Raw genomic sequence first — 17714 nt, forward strand, 5'->3', positions numbered from 1 at the left:
GGACCGGACCGGACCTCGCCCGGGTCGGTGCCCGTTACTCGGACGACTGGCACGTTGCGCACATGAACAACCCGCGCTCCGTGGTGCCTGAATCGATCATGCCGGGCTACCCGTTCCTCGCCGAAAGCGCGCTCAAGATCGAGGATCTCGCCGGTCACCTCTCCGCCAATCGTGGAGTCGGTGTGCCTTATACGGACGAGATGATCGAGAAGGCGGTCGAGGATGCCCGCACACAGGTCAACCCGGATGCCGACGATGTCGATGCCTTCATGGCGCGTTATCCGAAGGCTCAGGTGCGGGATTTCGACGGCAATCCGAAGAAGCTGTCCGAGCTGGATGCCCTGATCGCCTATCTCCAGATGCTCGGCACCCTGGTCGATTTCGACCTCTACGCCAAAGACCCGGCACTCAGGTAGGAGGAGGTTTCCATGACATATCAGACTGTTTCCGCCTTCGCGCAATCCTGGGGCCTTGTGTTCCTGGTCGTGATGTTCAGCACAGCCGTGATCTACGCGCTGTGGCCCGGCAACAAGAGCAAGTTCAAGAAAGCCGCGCATTTGCCGCTTGAGGAGGATTGATCGTGGCTCACAATGTTGAAAAAGACGAAGTGACCGGCGTTCACACAACCGGTCACGAATGGGACGGGATCAAGGAACTCAACAATCCGCTCCCGCGCTGGTGGCTCTGGACCTTCTATGCCTGCATCCTCTGGGCTGTCGGCTATTGGGTGGTCTATCCAGCCTGGCCGCTGATCAGCAGTCATACCGAGGGCGTGATCGGCTATTCCTCCCGTCAGGACGTGATGGACAAGATTGCCGAAGCCAAAGCGGCCCAGTCGCAATATCTCGACCGGATCGAGACGGCGTCACTGGCTGATATCCGTAACGACAGCGAGTTGCTGAATTTTTCCCTCGCGGGCGGCAAGTCGGCCTTCGCGGTGAACTGCTCCCAGTGCCACGGTCAGGGTGCCCAGGGGTTCAAGGGCTTCCCGAACCTGAATGACGACGACTGGCTCTGGGGCGGCACGGCGGAAGAGATCTCGGCAACGATCCATTACGGTATCCGGTCGGATCATGACGATACCCGCTACAGCCAGATGCCGGCCTTCGGCAAGGACGAGATGCTTGACCGGGCGCAGATCAACCAGGTCGTCGAATATGTCCTGAAGATCTCCGGGCAGGAGCATGACGCAGCGGCGGCCGCGGAAGGCCAGACGATCTTCGCCGAGCAATGTTCATCCTGCCACGGCGAAAAGGGCGAGGGTCTCCGCGACTTCGGCGCTCCCCGGCTGTCCGATGCGATCTGGCTCTATGGCGGTGACCGTCAGACCCTGCGGGAGACCGTCAGCAATGCCCGTTTCGGCGTGATGCCCGCTTGGACCAATCGCCTTGACGAGGCGACCATCAAGCAGCTTGCCGTCTATGTCCATTCACTCGGCGGCGGCGAATAAACACCTTCTGTCTCCCGCCGGTTCGCCGGCGGGAGAGCATTTCGTGCGTGATCCGGGTCCGGCTTTCCGGCCCCGTCAGTCAACCGACAAACAGGTCACCCAAATGGACCAGGCCAGCCAGGTACTCAGCCAAGCCACAGCGCCATCGGCAAATGTCGAGACGGTCGATGTCGATGCCGTCAACAAGAAGGAGGAACGCTCCCTCTACAAGGCGCGGGTCAAGATCTATCCGAAACGCGCCAAGGGTGTGTTCCGGAAGCTGAAATGGCTGGTCATGGCCATCACCCTGGCGATCTACTATATCGCCCCATGGATACGCTGGGATCGCGGTCTGAACGCGCCCGATCAGGCCATCCTGATCGATTTCCCGACACGGCGTTTCTATTTCTTCTTCATCGAGATCTGGCCGGAAGAGGTCTATTATCTGACCGGACTGCTGATCATTGCCGCCCTCCTCCTGTTCCTCGTGACCAGCCTCGCCGGCCGGGTCTGGTGCGGCTATACCTGCCCGCAGACGGTCTGGACCGATCTCTTCATCTGGGTTGAGCGTCTGGTTGAAGGTGACCGCAGTGCCCGTATCCGGCTCGACAAGGCACCGCTATCCATCGGCAAGGTCGCGCGCAAAACCGTCAAGCATGTACTGTGGATCTTGATCGGCATGGCAACCGGCGGCGCCTGGATCTTCTATTTCGCCGACGCGCCGTCGCTGTTTGTGGATCTTTTCACCCTGCAGGCCCCCATCGTCGCCTACAGCACCGTCGCTGTACTCACCGCCACCACCTACATTTTCGGCGGCATGATGCGGGAGCAGGTCTGCACCTTCATGTGCCCCTGGCCGCGTATCCAGGGCGCGCTTGTCGACGAGGACTCCCTGATCGTCTCCTACAAGGAAGACCGGGGAGAGCAGCGGGCGCCGTTCCGCAAGGATATGGATTGGGAAACACGCGGCGACTGTATCGACTGCAACCAGTGTGTCGCGGTCTGCCCGATGGGCATCGACATCCGCGACGGCCAGCAACTGGAATGCATTCACTGCGCGCTCTGCATTGATGCCTGCAATGACGTCATGACCCGGATCGACCGGCCGCTGAACCTGATTTCCTACGATACCTACGTCAATCACGAGCGGCGGGCAGCGGGCGAGCCGGAGCAGAAGCCCCGCATCTTCCGGGCGCGGACCGTGATTTACGCCGCCCTGATCGCGATTGTCGGGCTGATCATGCTGGCCACGTTGATTACCCGGTCCACGCTCGACATCAATATCCTGCATGACCGCAATCCGCTGTTCGTGAAACTGTCCGACGGCGGCATCCGGAACGGCTACACGATCAAGATCCTAAACAAGCAGCACGAAGTGCGGCACTTCAGGATCGCTGTTGACGGGTTGGAGAATGCCTTGATCAGCGTTGTCGGACTGGACGGCACCACCGGCCTCGCGGTTCCGGCGGACCGGCTTGCCCAGTTCCGGGTCTTCGTCGCCGTCCCGGCGGCCAATGCGCCGGACGGCCGGGCAGATTTCGATTTCATCGTCACCGATCTCGATGACGGCAACATCGCCGTCAACGACACGGTATTCAGAGGACCAGAGCAATGAGCGACATCCAGATGAGCACTCCGATGAAGTTCAAGGGAAAACACGTCCTGCTGATCCTGCTCTGTTTCTTCGGGGTCGTTATCGCGGTGAATGTCACCTTCATCACCCTGGCCCTCGAGACCTGGACCGGGCTGACCAGCCACAAGTCCTATCAGGAGGGCCTGACCTACAACGCGGCAATCCGTGACGCGGAAGAGCAACGGGCGCGCGGCTGGCAGGTGAACGTTACTTTCACGCGGGACCAGACGCCCCCCGGCATCATCACCATGTCCGTTTCTGCCCGTCTTGCGGACAACATGGACAAAACACTGACTCCCGCCAGCATCACACTCGCCTTCCGCCATCCGATCAACGAGACCTACGATCAACTTGTGACGCTCTCGGAGACGGCTGGCGGGCGCTATGTCGGGCAGGCAACCCTGCCGACCAATGGTAACTGGGATACACGCCTGACAGCGCTCATGGCTGACGGAACGCCCTTCCGCCAGGACGGAACACTCTGGATCGAATAGGCACGAGCATGAACGCCACCTCCGACAGCCCGGCCGGCACGCAAAACATCAAGACAGCGCCACTTGCGAGCTGCTGCGAGATCGCGGCCGCCATGGATCTCGCGGCGGACGTAATCCGGCCGGCGGATGTCGCGTCCTATGTTGTTGCGGGTGAAGACGGAATCTCGGACCTGCATCTGATCGTGCGCAACATGCACTGCCCGTCCTGCGTCCGTCAGATCGAGGGTGGCCTGAACGGAAAACCCGGCGTCCTGACCGCCCGGCTCAACGCAACGACACGCCGTTTGCATCTGCGCTGGAACGCGGCACAGACGGACGCGGCAACACTCGTCGGCTTGCTGGCGGATCTCGGCTACGAAGTCAGCCCCTACGATCCGGTCAAGCTCGCTGCCTCGGCCAACACGGACGATCGCGACCTTTTGAAAGCCATGGCGGTCTCCGGGTTCGCCGCCGCCAATGTGATGCTGATTTCCGTCGCCGTCTGGGCCGGTCTTGCGCAGGATATGGGCGAAGCGACGCGGGCATTGATGCATTGGCTGTCCGCTCTGATCGCCCTGCCTGCCGTCGCCTATGCCGGGCGGCCGTTTTTCCGCTCTGCCCTCTCCGCCGTCTCGCACGGCCGCACCAACATGGACGTGCCGATCTCCCTCGCCGTCCTGCTCGCCTGCGGCATGAGCCTGTTCGAGACCACGCGTGGCGGCGAGCATGTCTATTTCGACGCTTCGGTCAGCCTGCTCTTTTTCCTGCTGATCGGCCGTTTCCTTGACCGTTCTCTGAGGCGCAAGGTTGAGTCTGCGGCCCAGAACCTGCTGTCTCTCAGAGCCGTCTCAGCAACCGTGATCGGCCCCGACGGCAGTTACACCTCGATGCCTGTCGACAGCATCCGGCCGGGCATGAGCGTTGCCGTCGCCGCCGGTGAACGCCTCCCTGTCGACGGCGTGCTGGCCAGCGGCCAGACGGAAATCGACACCTCCATGGTGACCGGTGAAAGCCTGCCTCGGCCGACACGGATCGGCGACAAAGTGTTTGCCGGAACAGTGAATGTCGGCGCTCCCGTCACCGTCACCGTGACGGCCACCGACGAAGGCACGCTGCTTTCAGAGATCGTCGGCCTGATGGAAGCCGCCGAGCAGGGCCGGGCCAAATATGTACGTCTGGCCGACCGGATGGCCCGCTGGTATGCCCCGGCTGTGCATGCGGTCGCATTGGCAACCTTCCTCGGCTGGTTCCTGATTGGCGGGGCAAGCTGGCAGGGCGCGCTGATGACCGCCATCACGGTCCTGATCGTCACCTGCCCCTGCGCCCTCGGCCTTGCCGTACCAGCGGTCCAGGCTGGTGCCGTCGGGCGTCTGCTGAAGGCGGGCATCCTGGCGAAGTCCGGGGACGGCCTCGAACGCCTCGCCTCCGTCGATACCGTGGTTTTCGACAAGACCGGCACCCTCACCCTCGGCCAGCCCGAACTTGTTGACCGGCATGGCATTGCCCTCGCGGACCTGAAGCGCGCAGCCTCCCTGGCCGCCGCCAGCCGCCACCCGCTCTCTCTCGCCTTGCGACGGGTGGCAGGTCCGGTGGCAGCACTCCAGTCAGTCGAGGAAATTCCCGGGCAGGGTCTCAGGGCCACGGACGGCCAGAGTGAAATCCGCCTCGGGCGGCGGGAGTTCGCCGGTGTTTCAGCCAATGAAGGCATCGCGCATGATGGCCCGGAGCTTTGGCTTTCCGAGAATGGCCGCCACATCCAGTTCCGCTTCAACGACACCATCCGCCCCGATGCGGCGACCGTCATTTCCGCCCTGCAGCAGGACGGCTATGCCGTGGAGCTGCTGTCCGGTGACCAGGAGGATGCAGTGGCCCGGATTGCCGGGGAGCTCGGGATCACAACATGGCGGCATGGCTGCACGCCGCAGGACAAGATTGCCCGGCTGGACGCTCTTACCGCACAGGGGCACCGGGTCTGCATGGTCGGCGACGGGCTGAACGATGCTCCGGCGCTGGCCGCCGCCTTCGCCTCGATCTCTCCGGGAACGGCCGCGGACGCAAGCCAGACGGCGGCGGACTTCATCTTTCAGGGCCAGCATCTGGCGCCGGTTCTGGAGAGCCTGAAAACCGCCCGGATCTCCAGGTCACTGGTATTCCAGAACTTCACCCTCGCCCTTGCCTATAATCTGATCGCGGTCCCCGTCGCGGCCTCCGGTCTGGCCACACCGCTGGTTGCCGCCATCGCCATGTCCTCCTCCTCGCTGGTGGTGACGCTGAACGCCCTGCGCATTAAACTCGGCCATATCCTGCCGGAGCCCCACAATGACCGCGCTTAGCTTCCTCATTCCCGCCGCCCTGTTTCTCGGGCTGATCGGCCTGATCGCCTTTCTCTGGGCGCTCAAGAACGGCCAGTTCGAGGATCTGGACGGTGCCGCGCATCGCATGCTGGACGACGACTGACATTGCGTCACGACACCGTTATTGGAGATTTTCCCGGGTTACAATCGTCCGCACCCGGTTCAATCTCCCATCCATGAGATGGTCCCACATCCTTCCAACGGTGATTGCGGCGCTGCTCGTCTTCGCCGGCATACCGACACAAACCGCCCACGGCACAGAACAGGCATGCGGGCCAGAAGAAGCCTGCCTTCTTGAAGGCGGCAGTTACCACGCAAAGGTGCCCGCCGGCTGGGATGGAGTAAGTCCCCTGCCGCTCCTCACTTACTTTCATGGATACGGACAGACGGGCCGCACCGTTATAGCGATGAAATCGCTGACAAAAGCGGCTGAAGACGCCGGCGCACTCATCATCGCCCCGAACGGCATCGACAAAGCCTGGTCTGTCCGTGGCGCGCCGCCAGACAGGCGGGATGAAGTCGCCTTCGCGGCAGCCGTCGTCGAGGATGCAGCCACGCGCTGGCCCATCGACCGCTCACGCCTCTGGATTTCGGGCTTCTCGCTCGGCGCATCCATGGCCTGGGATATCGCCTGCCTGGCCGGGGACCGTTATGCCGGTTTCTTCCCAGTCTCCGGGGCATTCTGGCGCCCGCATCCGGTGGGCTGCCCGGCCGGTCCGGTAACGATGATCCACGTGCATGGGCGCGGCGACAAAGTTGTGCCGCTCGCGGGCCGGACCATACGCGGGCAATGGCGTCAGGGAGATGTGCTTGAAAGCTTCGAGATCCTGCGTCGCCATAACCAGTGCGAGCTGCCGGAAATCGAGAGCACCGGCCCCCGGGGCCTGCGTTGCCGGGAATGGAACCGCTGCGACGGCGGATCCCGACTTGCGCTCTGCCTTTACGATGGCGGGCACGCGGCTCCAAGAGACTGGTATCCACGCGCCTTCGAATGGCTCAACGGCGCGGCAAAGGCCAAAACAGCCGGTTAGTCCGGCCTGACTCCGTCAAAAGCCCGCCGGTAGGCATGCCACGTCGCATGGCCGATCAGGGGGAAAGTGACCGCCAGGCCAACGAAACAGGTCACGATCCCGACCGCCGTCAGCATCACGATGAGCCAGGCCCAGACCAGCATCGGCCAGAGATTCTGCCGGACCATCTTCACACTTTCCAGCACGGCCGTTACCGCATCCACGTCCCGGACCATCAGGATCGGCACGGAGAACGCGGTAAGCGCGAAGACCGCCGCCGCCAGCACGCCGCCGAATGCCGTTCCGACGACCAGCAGACCGAGACCATCGAAACTGAAGAACAGGATGCTGATGGACTCTTCCAGCCCCGGAAAAGGCTGAGTGCCGAAAAACAGCGCATAAAGCAACGTGGCGATGCGGATCCAGATCAGGTGCGCCGCCATCAGAATCACCCCGAGAGAGGCAAGCTGCGTCGGATTGCGTACCGGCACGAAGAGCGCCGTTCTGAGTGAAACAGGCTCTCCCGCCTGACGCCGCCGGCTGGTCTCGTACAGTCCGACCGCCAGCATCGGCCCCATCAGCATGAATCCGGCCGAGAGTGGCAGCAGGAGATGCGGGATATCGAAATAGAAGAGCGCCCCCGCCAGTCCCAGGCTGACAACGGAGAAAGCGATCCCGTAGGTCAGACTGATTGCCGGTCCGGCCAGGATGTCACGCCATCCAGCCGCCAGCCATTCCCAGGGTTCGTCAGGCTCCATCCGGCTGCCATGCACCTGAATGGTATCCATCGACACCATCATATTCCTCCGGTTTTTCTTACCCGCTCTCATTGCATGCCCGGAAACCGGGCCATGGTCGCGGCGGTACATTCAGCTTTAGTGTCACTCTCAATAATATCGGGAAACAAGACAAAAACATTGATCCAGATCAATGTTTTCCGGGCTGGAGGCCACCTGGAGAAGCAACCCGCATTTCCATTCACACTATTGCAGTGCAACAGGGGTCGTGTAAGGCTTGCCCCCTTTCGGGCGGCGCCCCCTTACGGTGCCGCTTTGGGCAGGGAGACAAAGAATGAAAACCAAGCTGTTCGCAGCAGCGTTGCTGGCTGCCGGTATCGGCATGTCCGGACAGGCCACCGCCAAGGATAGCCTGACACTCGGTATCGGGCTTGAGCCGCCGCATCTGGATCCGACGGCAGGTGCCGCCGCCGCCATTGACGAGGTGGTCTATCAGAACGTGTTCGAGGGACTGACCCGGATCGGACCGGATGGTGCGGTGCTTCCCGGACTGGCAAAGGAATGGGATGTCTCCGACGACGGGCTGACCTACAGCTTCAAACTGCGCGATGGTGTGAAATTCCACGATGGCACGGCATTCGATTCAGCCGATGTGCTGTTCTCGATCAACCGCGCCATGGCGGAAGACAGCACCAACGCCCAGAAAGCCCTGTTCGAGCCGATCGCCAAAATCGAGGCACCGGATGCCACCAGCGTCACCATTACCCTGAAACGCCCGACGGGCCATTTCCTGTTCAATCTGGGCTGGGGTGACGTTGTCATGGTTGCCCCGGAAAGCGCGGATACGAACAAGACCAAGCCGGTCGGCACGGGGCCCTTCACCTTCGACCGCTGGACCAAGGGCGCCGAGATCCGCCTCACCCGGAACGATGCCTATTGGGGCGAGGCCGCCAGACTGGCGAAGGTCAGCTTCAAGGTGATGCCGGATGCCGCCTCTTCCGCCGCCGCCCTGATGTCCGGCGATATCGACGTTTTCCCGAATTTCGGCGCGCCGGAGCTGCTGGAGCAATTCCGCGCCGATCCGCGCTTCGAAGTCGTCGTCGGCACCACGGAGGGGGAGACCATCCTCTCCATGAACCATGCGAACAAGGCCCTCAGCGATATTCGTGTCCGCCGGGCCATCGCTCATGCCATCGACCGGCAGGCGATCATCGACGGCGCCATGTTCGGCTCCGGCACACCCATCGGCAGCCATTTCGCCCCGCATCATCCGGCCTATCTCGATCTCACCGGCATGTATCCGCACGATGTGGCGAAAGCGAAATCCCTGCTGGCGGAAGCCGGTTACGCCGATGGCCTGAAACTGCGCCTGACCCTGCCGCCCACATCCTATGCCCGCCGTGGCGGTGAAGTGATCGCGGCCCAGCTCGCCGCTGTCGGTATCGAAACCGAGATCATCCCGGTCGAGTGGGCGCAATGGCTGAAGCAGGTGTTCAAGACGACGGATTACGACCTCACCATCGTTTCCCACACCGAGCCGTTCGATATCGGCATCTACGCGCGCGACAGCTATTACTTCAATTACAAGAGCGAGCGCTTCAACAAGGTCTATGCGGACCTGACCGAAGCCGTCGATCCGGCCAAACGGAAAGAGCTGATCGGCGAAGCCCAGAAGATCCTGGCGGAAGACAGTGTAAACGGCTTCCTGTTCGAACTTGCCCAGAACGGCGTCTGGAAAAAGGGCATCAAGGGTCTTTGGGCGAACCGCCCGATCCAGGCCAACGATGTGACGGGCGCTTACTGGGAATAACCCGAGCCAGCCGGACACCGTCCCATGCTTGAATTTGTCGTGCGGCGCCTGATCACTCTGGCGGCGACCCTCGCGGTCGCCGCCCTCGTCGTGTTTCTCGTCATGGAAATACTTCCGGGCGATCCGGCGGAGGTCATGCTCGGTCTGAATGCACAGCCGGACACGCTCGCGGCCCTGCGGACGCAGATGGGGCTCGACCGTCCGGCCCCGGAACGGTTCATCTCCTGGGTCCTCGCCTTTCTCTCCGGTGATCTCGGCATCAGCTATACCTACGACGTGCCGGTGTCCGAGCTTATCGGCGAGCGGATGGTCGTCACCCTGCCGCTGGCCCTGATGGCTATCCTGATCTCCACACTCATCGCGCTTCCGAGCGGCGTGCTGTCCGCCATGTTCCGGGGCCGGCCGGCCGATACAGTCATCATGGGGATCGCACAGCTCGGCGTTGCCGTGCCGAATTTCTGGTTCGCGATCCTGCTGATCCTGCTTTTCGCTGTCACCCTCGGCTGGACCAGCGCGGGCGGCTTTCCGGGATTCGAGGACGGCATCCTGCCCGCCCTCGGCTCCCTCCTCCTGCCTGCCATCGCCCTGGCGCTGCCGCAGGCAGCCATCCTGGCTCGCGTCACGCGCTCCTCTGTCATCGACGTGCTCGGGGAGGATTATATCCGGACGGCCCGGGCCAAGGGGCTGCCGGGCGGGATTGTGCTCTGGCGCCATGCGGTACGGAACGCTCTCGCCGCGCCGCTCACCATCATGGGTCTGCAATTCAGCTTCCTGCTCGCGGGCACCGTCATTATCGAGAACGTGTTTTACCTGCCCGGTCTGGGCCGCCTGATGTTCCAGGCCATCGCCCAGCGCGACCTGATCGTGGTGAAGGATATCGTCGTCCTGCTTGTCGCCATCGTCATCACGGTGAACTTCATCATCGATATTCTCTACGCATGGGCTGATCCGCGGCTCAGACAGGCTGACGGCAATGTCTGAGGCCACACTCATCGCTCCACGCCGTCACAGGGCCGGTTTCTGGCGCCGTGCGGCCCGCCATCCCGGCTTCATGATCGGCGGTACGATATCCCTTGCCGTCCTGCTCATAGCCGCGCTGGCGCTGATCTGGACGCCCTATCCGGTCACCGTGCTGAATATCGCGGAAAAACTCCACGCGGCCTCCATCGCCCATCCGCTCGGCACGGATCATTTCGGCCGGGACATCCTTTCCATGCTGATGGTCGGCGCGGGTAATTCCGTGGCGGTCGGGCTGGTCGCGGTCGGCCTTGGCATCGGCGTCGGCGGCCCGCTCGGCCTGCTCTCCGCCATGCGGCCCGGATTGATCAGCGAAGCGGTGATGCGGGCAAGCGATCTTGCCTTCGCCTTTCCCGCCCTGCTGACCGCCGTGATGATCACCGCGATCTACGGCCCGGGGACCGTGAACTCGATCATCGCCATCGGTATTTTCAATATACCGGTCTTCGCCCGGCTTACCCGTGGCGTCTCGCTCTCGGTCTGGAAGATGGAATATGTCACCGCTGCCCGCGCGGTCGGCGTGCCACCCCTGCAGCTCGCTCTGCGCCATATGCTGCCCAACATCGCCAGCCCGCTGATCGTGCAGGCGACCATCCAGTTCGCCCTGGCCATCCTCGCCGAAGCCGGCCTCAGCTATCTCGGGCTGGGCACCCAGCCGCCACAGCCAAGCTGGGGGAAAATGCTGCACGAGGCGCAAACCATGCTTTATTTCGCGCCGATGCTGGCGATTCTCCCCGGCGCATCCATCGCGGTCACCGTCCTGGGCCTGAACCTGCTTGGTGACGGGCTTCGCGATCTGCTGGATCCGAAACTTCGACGCGCCGTAAAACCGCCAAAGACCTAGAATATCAAGAGCGATAAGGGATATCGGTAAATGGCCTGCGATTTTTATGCTTTTGGTACAAGATCGTTGAGCCTATTTATGAAATCTTAAGGTCGACATCCTGACCTAATTTCAGGGAGTGCTTCATGGGTCTTCGAACAGCCAGAGAGGAAATCTTCTTCCTCTCAAGATGGCTTCGTGCCCCACTCAAGACTGGGTCGGTTCGTCCCAGCGGACGGGACCTCACACGATTGATCGCCAGCAGGGTCGCCGATCTGGCGCCGGACGAATGGATCGTCGAACTTGGTGGCGGAACCGGGGCGGTCACCCGCGCCCTGATAGAGAACGGTATCGCTCCAGACCGCATGGTCGTTCTGGAACGGGATCGGGCTCTGTCCGACTGGCTGCGCCGCGCTTTTCCGGAAGTCACCGTCGTGGCCGGAGACGCCGAGCATCTTCGGCGCCATCTCGCGTCGAACAATGCCGGACCGGTGCGGCGGATCGTATCCAGCCTGCCCCTCCTGTCCCTGCCCCGCAGCCAGCGCAATGTCATCCTGGCCGAAGCCTTCGCGGTGCTGGGAGAGAACGGTTCCCTCGTTCAATACAGCTATGGCCCGACCTGCCCGGTGTCGCGGACGATACGAAACGGCCTCGGGATCAATGCGAAACATGTCGGGACTGCCTGGCGCAATCTGCCGCCTGCCCGGGTCTGGGAATTCATAAAGCGGGATTCGGAGCGAGCATCCGGCACAAGCCAGCGCCAAAGCGCCGCCTGACGCCCCGCAATCCTGTCACAGCAGCGAACAGCCCGCAGCGCGACCGGCTCCCAAACATCGGCCGCAAGCAGCGCCTGCGTGAGGACACGCAGGACCGCCATGAGCAAGCTGTGAGAAGAGGTCAGGCTTCGTGGTGACGGACAATATAGCGGCCGTCATCGAACTCCGTGAACTGCTCTGAAATGGACGGATGGTTCACCGGGCCATTGTCGCTGTCGTTCACCAAATTCTGCTCCGACACATACGCGACATAGTAGGTTTCCGGATTTTCGGCGAACAGATGGTAAAACGGCTGATCGCGCCTCGGGCGGCGATCTTCCGGAATGGCGAGATACCAATCTTCGGTGTTGGCAAATTCGGGGTCGACATCAAACACGACACCCCGGAAATCGAACATCTTGTGCCGAACAACCGCGCCGATACCAAATTTGGCTTCGACAATTTTTACCACGGGCAACCCATTCCATTGTTTTCATTCACTCTTACGGAACTTGTCTGGAATGTCGAGCAGCGTCAACCGTTGGCGCACACCAGACGCGGAACCGGCAAGGCTCACATTTCCACCAAGAGATGAATATCTCCCTTGTTCTTGGGCCTTTTTACCTACAATCTTTAGGTAATCGAACGGTTCAGTTCGAAATTAAGAATCATGGGGAGGCAAGGATGTCCGTCGCGGCGTTACGCGATCATCTGTTCGGATACCTGAATGACCGTATCTTCTATGGATGGGTCATTCTCTCCGTCGCCGGCCTCGGCATTTTCGTCAGCGGCCCGGGACAATCCCACACTTTCAGCGTCTTCGTTGATCCGATCAGTCAGGATCTCGGCATCTCCAGTACCGAGATCGCCTCGGCTTACGGGACAGCGACCCTGCTCGCCGCATTCTGTCTGCCCTTCACGGGGCGCCTTGTTGACCGGTTCGGCTCCCGCATCATGGCCAGCATCATCGTCATCCTGCTCGGCTTTGCCTGCCTGTTCTTCGGAGCAGCCGCCAATATGCTCTGGCTCGGGATCGGCTTTGCCCTGTTGCGGTTTTTCGGCCAGGGCTCATTGATGCTGAGTTGCGCCAACATGACCTCGCAATGGTTCAGCAAGAAGCGCGGTTATGCCATGGGTTTGATGGCGCTCGGTTTTGCCGCCTCGATGGCGATCCACCCTCGGCTCGGGCAGTATCTGATCGACACCGTTGGCTGGCGCCAGGCGTGGACCGTGCTCGGCATCAGCACCTGGGCGCTGATGCTTCCGGTCATCTGGCTGCTGGTACATGACAAGCCGGAACAGAAGGGCCTTCACCCTGACGGCATAGCCCCCGCGAAACGGCCAGAGGATGCACCAAGCGGCCCCGAAGCCATCCCCGGACTGACCCTGAGCGAAGCGCTCCGCACGCCAACCTTTCACATGCTCTGGGTCTCGATGGTATCCATTGCAATGCTCGTCACCAGCCTGCATTTCTATCAGGTGAAGATTTTCAGTGCGCAGGGGCTGGAAGAGCAGGTCGCCGCCTGGATGTTCCCGATCTCGGCCTGCACCATGGTGGCCATGATGCCACTGGTCGGCCGCACGCTCGACAGGATCAAGTCACGCTACGCATTCTCCATTGCCCTGCTGATCCAGGCCGCGGCCCTGCTTATGGTGACGCAGGTGACCAATGTTCCGACTGCGATTGCCTATGCCGCCCTGTTCGGCCTCCTGAATGCCTGCAGCATGACGCTGTTCGGCTATGTCTGGCCACGCTTCTTCGGCCGGGCGCATCTCGGAAGCATTCAGGGTGTAGGGCAAATGATCGGGGTTGTCGGTGCTTCCATCGGACCGTTACCGATAGGCTACGCGTTCGATCATTTCGGCTCCCCTACCCTGATGATCCAGGGGCTTGCCCTTTATCCCGCAGCCTGCGCCGTGCTCGCGCTCTTCATCCGCACGCCGGCAGGCGTTCCGGTCGAGCCGCATCTGGAATAAGCGAAACGGGACTGGCCGGGTCAGGGTCAGCCAAGAGACTGTATCCGGCTCGCGGGCAAGGTCACGGTGACACTGGTTCCAACGCCCAGCTGGCTGCTGATCTTCAGATCCCCGCCATGGGACTGGGCAATCGCCTGGGTAAGATAAAGCCCAAGTCCGGCCCCCTCGATCGAGCGGCTGTAGGTTTCGTCCGTCGCCTGCTCGAACGGATTAAGGACACGGTCAAGATCGCTCTCGCGAATCCCCATGCCGTTATCCTTTACCTCCAGCTCCGCGCCGACGTCCGGATCGACGGTGAGCCGCAAGGTGATCGTGCCATCCACATCCGTAAACTTCACGGCATTGGTCAGCAAATTCATCAGGATCTGACGGATCTGCCGCTCGTCACCGGTAAAGCCGACCGGCCTGTCTGGCAGGTCCGCCGTGAAGTTCTGCGACTTTTCGGCAAGCTTCGGACGGATCATGGCAATCGTGGCGGAGACAGAACGGCCAAGGTCGAACAGGTCCTCCTTCAGCCCCATCTCTCCCAGCTCTATCCGGGAAACATCGAGAATATCGTTGATCAGTTCGAGCAGATGCGCGCCCGCCGAGTGAATATGCTGGACGAACTCGGTATACCGCTCACTGCCGATCGGCCCGAACATCTCCTTTTGCAGAAGATCCGAGAATCCGATGATGCTGTTCAGCGGCGTCCGTAATTCATGGCTCATATTGGCAAGAAACTGCGTCTTCGCCAGGCTGGCCAGGTCCGCACGATGCAACGCCTCTTCAAGCTGCCGCGTCTTTTCCGCGACCTTGGTCTGCAGATCGTGCGCCTGACGCCGCCGAATGGAAATATCCCGGAACCAGATAATCCGCGCGGCACAGCCCTCGAATTCCAGAGGGCTGCCGGATAAAAGCACCCAGTGCGTCACCTCGTCCGCCGCCTTATACTGAACTTCGTGATTAACCATGTGCGCGCTGAATTCCGGGTCTGTCAGCACGGCTTCAAGGTTATCGGTATTTTCTCCGACCGGCTGCGGGCCGATTTCCGCAAGAGTCTCGATGAACGCCTCACCCAGCCAATCCACAAGGGCAGGATTTGCGACCAGACGGCGGTTATCTTCGCAACTCAGCACCAGTGCGCCCATTGGACAATCCTCGATTGTCTTGCGCAGCACTTCACCTTCCCCTTTCGCCGGTTCCGGATCGGCGCTCTCCGGCATCCCCGCGACAACCGTGACCAACCCGCCCTGGCTCAGCGGACGCGTGTCGACATGAACCACCCGGCCAGACCGCAGAACGGCCTGCACGCGCGCCTTTTCCAAATGGTTCGTCAACGGCCCTGTAAACAGCTCAGGGCTGAAACCATTAAGAAACTTCACATCCCCATATGAGGATTGCAGGGAGTGAATATCCTGGACCCCCATCCCGAGCGACAACGCATTATCCGGCAGATCAAGGAGGGTAAAGAGAGCGCGATTATATGCGCTCAACAGGCCGCTGGAGTTCCATATGACAATGCCGTCTCGCGAAGCGTCAGGCAGCACGTCAAAGGCGCCACCTATCACCTCTTCGGCGGCAACGGAGAGGTTGCTGATCCAAGTCTGCGTCATTGTCACTCGTTATTGAGAAAAATTAATTACATACGTCGAGGTTCAATTTCTGCATTTTCATTAAAACAATAATGGAAAATATTCCAGTAAAGATGAATTTACTATTCAGTCAATTTTATTGACTTTTTTTACTTAATTTTTTGAGACCCCGAACAATCAGCATTTGAGAAACCCTAGATTATTCCCAGTTTCTGCAAAGCGTCGGCCAAATCATCCCCAAAATCCTTACCTTTACGAACAACGGGAACAGATTCCGGAAGCGCCTGTAACAATTGGTTGTCCTTGGTAAAGGATGTCAGCAAGGCACAGGGTATATCTTTCGTTACCTTCATCGCCTTCAAGGCACAAATCAGGTCCACACCATCCATGCCGGGCATATTCGCCGAAACAAAAACGCAGTCAGGGCGCGTCTGGTAGATATATCCGATACTCTGGATCGACGATTGCATGCCGGTGACCCGATAGCCGCAGGCCTCGAGCTCTTTCGTCACAAGACGTGCTTGAGCGCCGGGTTCCATAACCAAGCCGACTTCAACTTCAGTGGCCGTGACATCCGAGACATCGAACCGGGACCGCATGGGAAGGGACCGGACAATAGTATCGATCGGACCATCGCTGGAAATGCGCCCATCGATCACATCGCCAAGTCTATCAATGTAAGTCCGGACATCGGCAATATTGAGCGGCGCCCCGGTATCCGATGCGGCAATATAGTCTTCACAACGATGCGCAAGGATTGTCAGGTTTGTCAGCCCGAACGTACCACCGGACCCTTTAAGCGAATGCACAATCCGCGTGAGGTCGAGCATTTCGGATGCTTCGAGTTCGCCCCGTTCGGCTGCCGCATCAAGCGTTTTGTCGAGCTGCCCTATACTGTCGTTTGCATAGTCCAGAAATTCCTGATGCAACCGCGCCAGATGCTTTTCAAAATCTTCCATCAGCTATCGAGCCTTCCTCTTGCCGTCAAACCGCACCCTGTCATCCACCCAAATTCATATGGCATGCTTTACCACTCGTTGGCGAGACGCCATTGCGCTAAAGTTCGTCAAATTACCCTCGAAATGAATGAGCTTTGCCGCTAAACACGGAAGATATGTCACGCATGGCTGTTCCGTTCTCCCGCTGAATGCGTGGGTTTTGATACGTGATTTGGAAAGCAGTACGCATGATAAAAATTCTGCATGTGGATGATGAAGCGGATATCCGGGCAATCACCAAACTGGCCCTGGAATCGATCGGCGGCTTCAATGTCACATCCTGCGCCTCCGGCACGGAAGCCATCGCCACGGTGGCAGATGTCGCGCCGGAGCTGATTGTCATGGATGTCATGATGCCGGAGATGGATGGTCCGACCACATTTCGCGCGCTCCAGGACATTCCGGACGCGAACCGGATCCCCGTCATCTTCATGACGGCGAAAACCCAGAAAGACGAGATCGAGAGCCTTATGGCGCTTGGCGCCATCGGCGTTATCGCCAAACCGTTCGACCCCGTCCAGCTGAGCAAGGAAGTAGAGCGTATCTGGAGCGCCCGAACCTCCGGGTAATTGCCCGATATGCATCATCAGAACGGCATAGTGCCGATTTCCGGATCCGCGAACATACGGCTGCTTTCCTCAAGTAAAGAAACCACCGTCGCCGAGAACTCCGCTTGCCGAGCATCATCCATGCCGTCCGTTCCCTCGTCCATTAGCGCCGCGCAGAAAACTTCCAGATTTTTCGCCGCATGAGAAACAGTGGCATAGCCATAGGTACCGGAAGACCCCGCGATCGTGTGGGCTTCACGCTTGATCAGTTCCAGAGTTTCGCCCGTATCGCTCTCTCCGGACGGAGAGAATACTTCCGGCCAATTACGCTCGATAACAGCGATACGGCCCTGGGTGATTTCCAGAAACTCACCACGTAATGATAAAAAGGCTTCTCGCAGATTACCGTCTGTCATTGCCGGAACGCCATTTCCATCTCTGCCGCCTTGTATCCGTCATTGCGCGGGCTGGGCTGGCCATGCCCACACTATACTGCCATGCAGACTGAATTCTCATTCAAATAGGATGATTGCCGTTTAAATCAGGTTAAGGCCGCGATAAAAAAAACCAGAGACC

19 protein-coding genes are annotated in these 17714 nt (G+C 60.3%); 14 read left to right on the forward strand and 5 right to left on the reverse strand.

Going from position 1 to position 17714, the window contains the following annotated elements:
• The 8 genes from AAC126_RS13660 to AAC126_RS13695 form a co-directional block, all read left to right on the forward strand.
• On the forward strand, nt 1-416 hold a 416-nt coding region (locus tag AAC126_RS13660; protein ID WP_339854213.1), incomplete at its 5' end, for a cbb3-type cytochrome c oxidase subunit II.
• A gap of 12 nt (nt 417-428) precedes the next feature.
• On the forward strand, nt 429-578 hold the full coding sequence (locus tag AAC126_RS13665; RefSeq protein WP_339854215.1) for a cbb3-type cytochrome c oxidase subunit 3: 150 nt from the start codon (nt 429-431) through the stop codon (nt 576-578).
• 2 nt (nt 579-580) lie between these two features.
• Nucleotides 581-1450 carry a cytochrome-c oxidase, cbb3-type subunit III gene (gene ccoP / locus AAC126_RS13670; protein ID WP_339854217.1) on the forward strand — a complete coding sequence of 290 codons (870 nt, stop codon included), beginning with the start codon at nt 581-583 and terminating at the stop codon, nt 1448-1450.
• A 43-nt stretch (nt 1451-1493) separates the two neighbouring features.
• Nucleotides 1494-3044 carry a cytochrome c oxidase accessory protein CcoG gene (gene ccoG / locus AAC126_RS13675; protein ID WP_339854220.1) on the forward strand — a complete coding sequence of 517 codons (1551 nt, stop codon included), beginning with the start codon at nt 1494-1496 and terminating at the stop codon, nt 3042-3044.
• Nucleotides 3041-3556, forward strand: coding sequence for a FixH family protein (locus tag AAC126_RS13680; RefSeq protein ID WP_339854221.1), 516 nt, complete (start codon nt 3041-3043; stop codon nt 3554-3556). The genes ccoG and AAC126_RS13680 overlap by 4 nt, the downstream gene beginning before the upstream one ends.
• An 8-nt stretch (nt 3557-3564) precedes the next feature.
• Entirely contained in the window at nt 3565-5868 is a 2304-nt protein-coding gene (locus tag AAC126_RS13685; RefSeq protein ID WP_339854223.1) for a heavy metal translocating P-type ATPase, read from the forward strand.
• Entirely contained in the window at nt 5855-5992 is a 138-nt protein-coding gene (gene ccoS, locus AAC126_RS13690; protein WP_193170465.1) for a cbb3-type cytochrome oxidase assembly protein CcoS, read from the forward strand. Before AAC126_RS13685 ends, ccoS begins: the two co-directional genes overlap by 14 nt.
• A 304-nt stretch (nt 5993-6296) precedes the next feature.
• On the forward strand, nt 6297-6920 hold the full coding sequence (locus AAC126_RS13695; protein WP_339854225.1) for a hypothetical protein: 624 nt from the start codon (nt 6297-6299) through the stop codon (nt 6918-6920).
• Here the strand turns inward: AAC126_RS13695 and AAC126_RS13700 are convergent.
• Nucleotides 6917-7687, reverse strand: coding sequence for a DUF2189 domain-containing protein (locus AAC126_RS13700; RefSeq protein WP_339854228.1), 771 nt, complete (start codon nt 7685-7687; stop codon nt 6917-6919). The genes AAC126_RS13695 and AAC126_RS13700 overlap by 4 nt on opposite strands.
• Nucleotides 7688-7970: 283 nt before the next feature.
• On the opposite strand from AAC126_RS13700, the gene AAC126_RS13705 reads away from it, so the two are divergent.
• From AAC126_RS13705 to AAC126_RS13720, 4 genes are all read left to right on the forward strand, one after another.
• Entirely contained in the window at nt 7971-9446 is a 1476-nt protein-coding gene (locus AAC126_RS13705; RefSeq protein WP_339854229.1) for an ABC transporter substrate-binding protein, read from the forward strand.
• 24 nt (nt 9447-9470) lie between these two features.
• Nucleotides 9471-10427, forward strand: coding sequence for an ABC transporter permease (locus AAC126_RS13710; protein ID WP_339854231.1), 957 nt, complete (start codon nt 9471-9473; stop codon nt 10425-10427).
• A complete protein-coding gene (locus AAC126_RS13715) occupies nt 10420-11307 on the forward strand; it encodes an ABC transporter permease (RefSeq protein ID WP_339854233.1) in 888 nt (295 codons plus the stop codon). Before AAC126_RS13710 ends, AAC126_RS13715 begins: the two co-directional genes overlap by 8 nt.
• 230 nt (nt 11308-11537) lie before the next feature.
• Nucleotides 11538-12062, forward strand: coding sequence for an SAM-dependent methyltransferase (locus AAC126_RS13720; RefSeq protein ID WP_339854234.1), 525 nt, complete (start codon nt 11538-11540; stop codon nt 12060-12062).
• 121 nt (nt 12063-12183) lie between these two features.
• On the opposite strand, the gene hspQ is transcribed toward AAC126_RS13720, so the two are convergent.
• Nucleotides 12184-12513 (reverse strand): heat shock protein HspQ, encoded by a 330-nt coding sequence (gene hspQ, locus AAC126_RS13725; protein ID WP_339854236.1) that lies wholly within the window; start codon nt 12511-12513, stop codon nt 12184-12186.
• A 212-nt stretch (nt 12514-12725) separates the two neighbouring features.
• Between hspQ and AAC126_RS13730 the strand changes: the two genes are divergently transcribed.
• Nucleotides 12726-14018 carry an MFS transporter gene (locus AAC126_RS13730; RefSeq protein WP_339854238.1) on the forward strand — a complete coding sequence of 431 codons (1293 nt, stop codon included), beginning with the start codon at nt 12726-12728 and terminating at the stop codon, nt 14016-14018.
• Between the two features lie 26 nt (nt 14019-14044).
• On the opposite strand, the gene AAC126_RS13735 is transcribed toward AAC126_RS13730, so the two are convergent.
• Together AAC126_RS13735 and AAC126_RS13740 are read right to left on the reverse strand one after the other, a co-directional pair.
• Entirely contained in the window at nt 14045-15613 is a 1569-nt protein-coding gene (locus AAC126_RS13735) for an ATP-binding protein (RefSeq protein ID WP_339854240.1), read from the reverse strand.
• A 173-nt stretch (nt 15614-15786) separates the two neighbouring features.
• The gene (locus tag AAC126_RS13740) at nt 15787-16551 is read right to left on the reverse strand and encodes an Hpt domain-containing protein (protein ID WP_339854241.1); all 765 of its coding nucleotides are present in this window, start codon (nt 16549-16551) and stop codon (nt 15787-15789) included.
• A 227-nt stretch (nt 16552-16778) separates the two neighbouring features.
• On the opposite strand from AAC126_RS13740, the gene AAC126_RS13745 reads away from it, so the two are divergent.
• Entirely contained in the window at nt 16779-17159 is a 381-nt protein-coding gene (locus AAC126_RS13745) for a response regulator (protein WP_339854242.1), read from the forward strand.
• Nucleotides 17160-17176: 17 nt separating this feature from the next.
• Here AAC126_RS13745 and AAC126_RS13750 read toward each other — a convergent pair whose 3' ends face one another.
• Entirely contained in the window at nt 17177-17554 is a 378-nt protein-coding gene (locus AAC126_RS13750; protein ID WP_339854244.1) for an Hpt domain-containing protein, read from the reverse strand.
• Nucleotides 17555-17714: the final 160 nt, after the last annotated feature.

The organism is uncultured Nisaea sp., assembly GCF_963974195.1.
GTDB lineage: Bacteria > Pseudomonadota > Alphaproteobacteria > Thalassobaculales > Thalassobaculaceae > Nisaea.

Coding starts and splice junctions, on each gene's coding strand:
- AAC126_RS13745 (WP_339854242.1), top strand. CDS start 16,779: ATGATAAAAATTCTGCATGTGGATGATGAAGCGGATATCCGGGCAATC.
- AAC126_RS13705 (WP_339854229.1), top strand. CDS start 7,971: ATGAAAACCAAGCTGTTCGCAGCAGCGTTGCTGGCTGCCGGTATCGGC.
- AAC126_RS13750 (WP_339854244.1), bottom strand. CDS start 17,554: ATGACAGACGGTAATCTGCGAGAAGCCTTTTTATCATTACGTGGTGAG.
- AAC126_RS13710 (WP_339854231.1), top strand. CDS start 9,471: ATGCTTGAATTTGTCGTGCGGCGCCTGATCACTCTGGCGGCGACCCTC.
- AAC126_RS13740 (WP_339854241.1), bottom strand. CDS start 16,551: ATGGAAGATTTTGAAAAGCATCTGGCGCGGTTGCATCAGGAATTTCTG.
- AAC126_RS13730 (WP_339854238.1), top strand. CDS start 12,726: ATGTCCGTCGCGGCGTTACGCGATCATCTGTTCGGATACCTGAATGAC.
- AAC126_RS13700 (WP_339854228.1), bottom strand. CDS start 7,687: ATGGATACCATTCAGGTGCATGGCAGCCGGATGGAGCCTGACGAACCC.
- AAC126_RS13715 (WP_339854233.1), top strand. CDS start 10,420: ATGTCTGAGGCCACACTCATCGCTCCACGCCGTCACAGGGCCGGTTTC.
- AAC126_RS13665 (WP_339854215.1), top strand. CDS start 429: ATGACATATCAGACTGTTTCCGCCTTCGCGCAATCCTGGGGCCTTGTG.
- AAC126_RS13685 (WP_339854223.1), top strand. CDS start 3,565: ATGAACGCCACCTCCGACAGCCCGGCCGGCACGCAAAACATCAAGACA.
- ccoS (WP_193170465.1), top strand. CDS start 5,855: ATGACCGCGCTTAGCTTCCTCATTCCCGCCGCCCTGTTTCTCGGGCTG.
- AAC126_RS13735 (WP_339854240.1), bottom strand. CDS start 15,613: ATGACGCAGACTTGGATCAGCAACCTCTCCGTTGCCGCCGAAGAGGTG.
- AAC126_RS13680 (WP_339854221.1), top strand. CDS start 3,041: ATGAGCGACATCCAGATGAGCACTCCGATGAAGTTCAAGGGAAAACAC.
- AAC126_RS13695 (WP_339854225.1), top strand. CDS start 6,297: ATGAAATCGCTGACAAAAGCGGCTGAAGACGCCGGCGCACTCATCATC.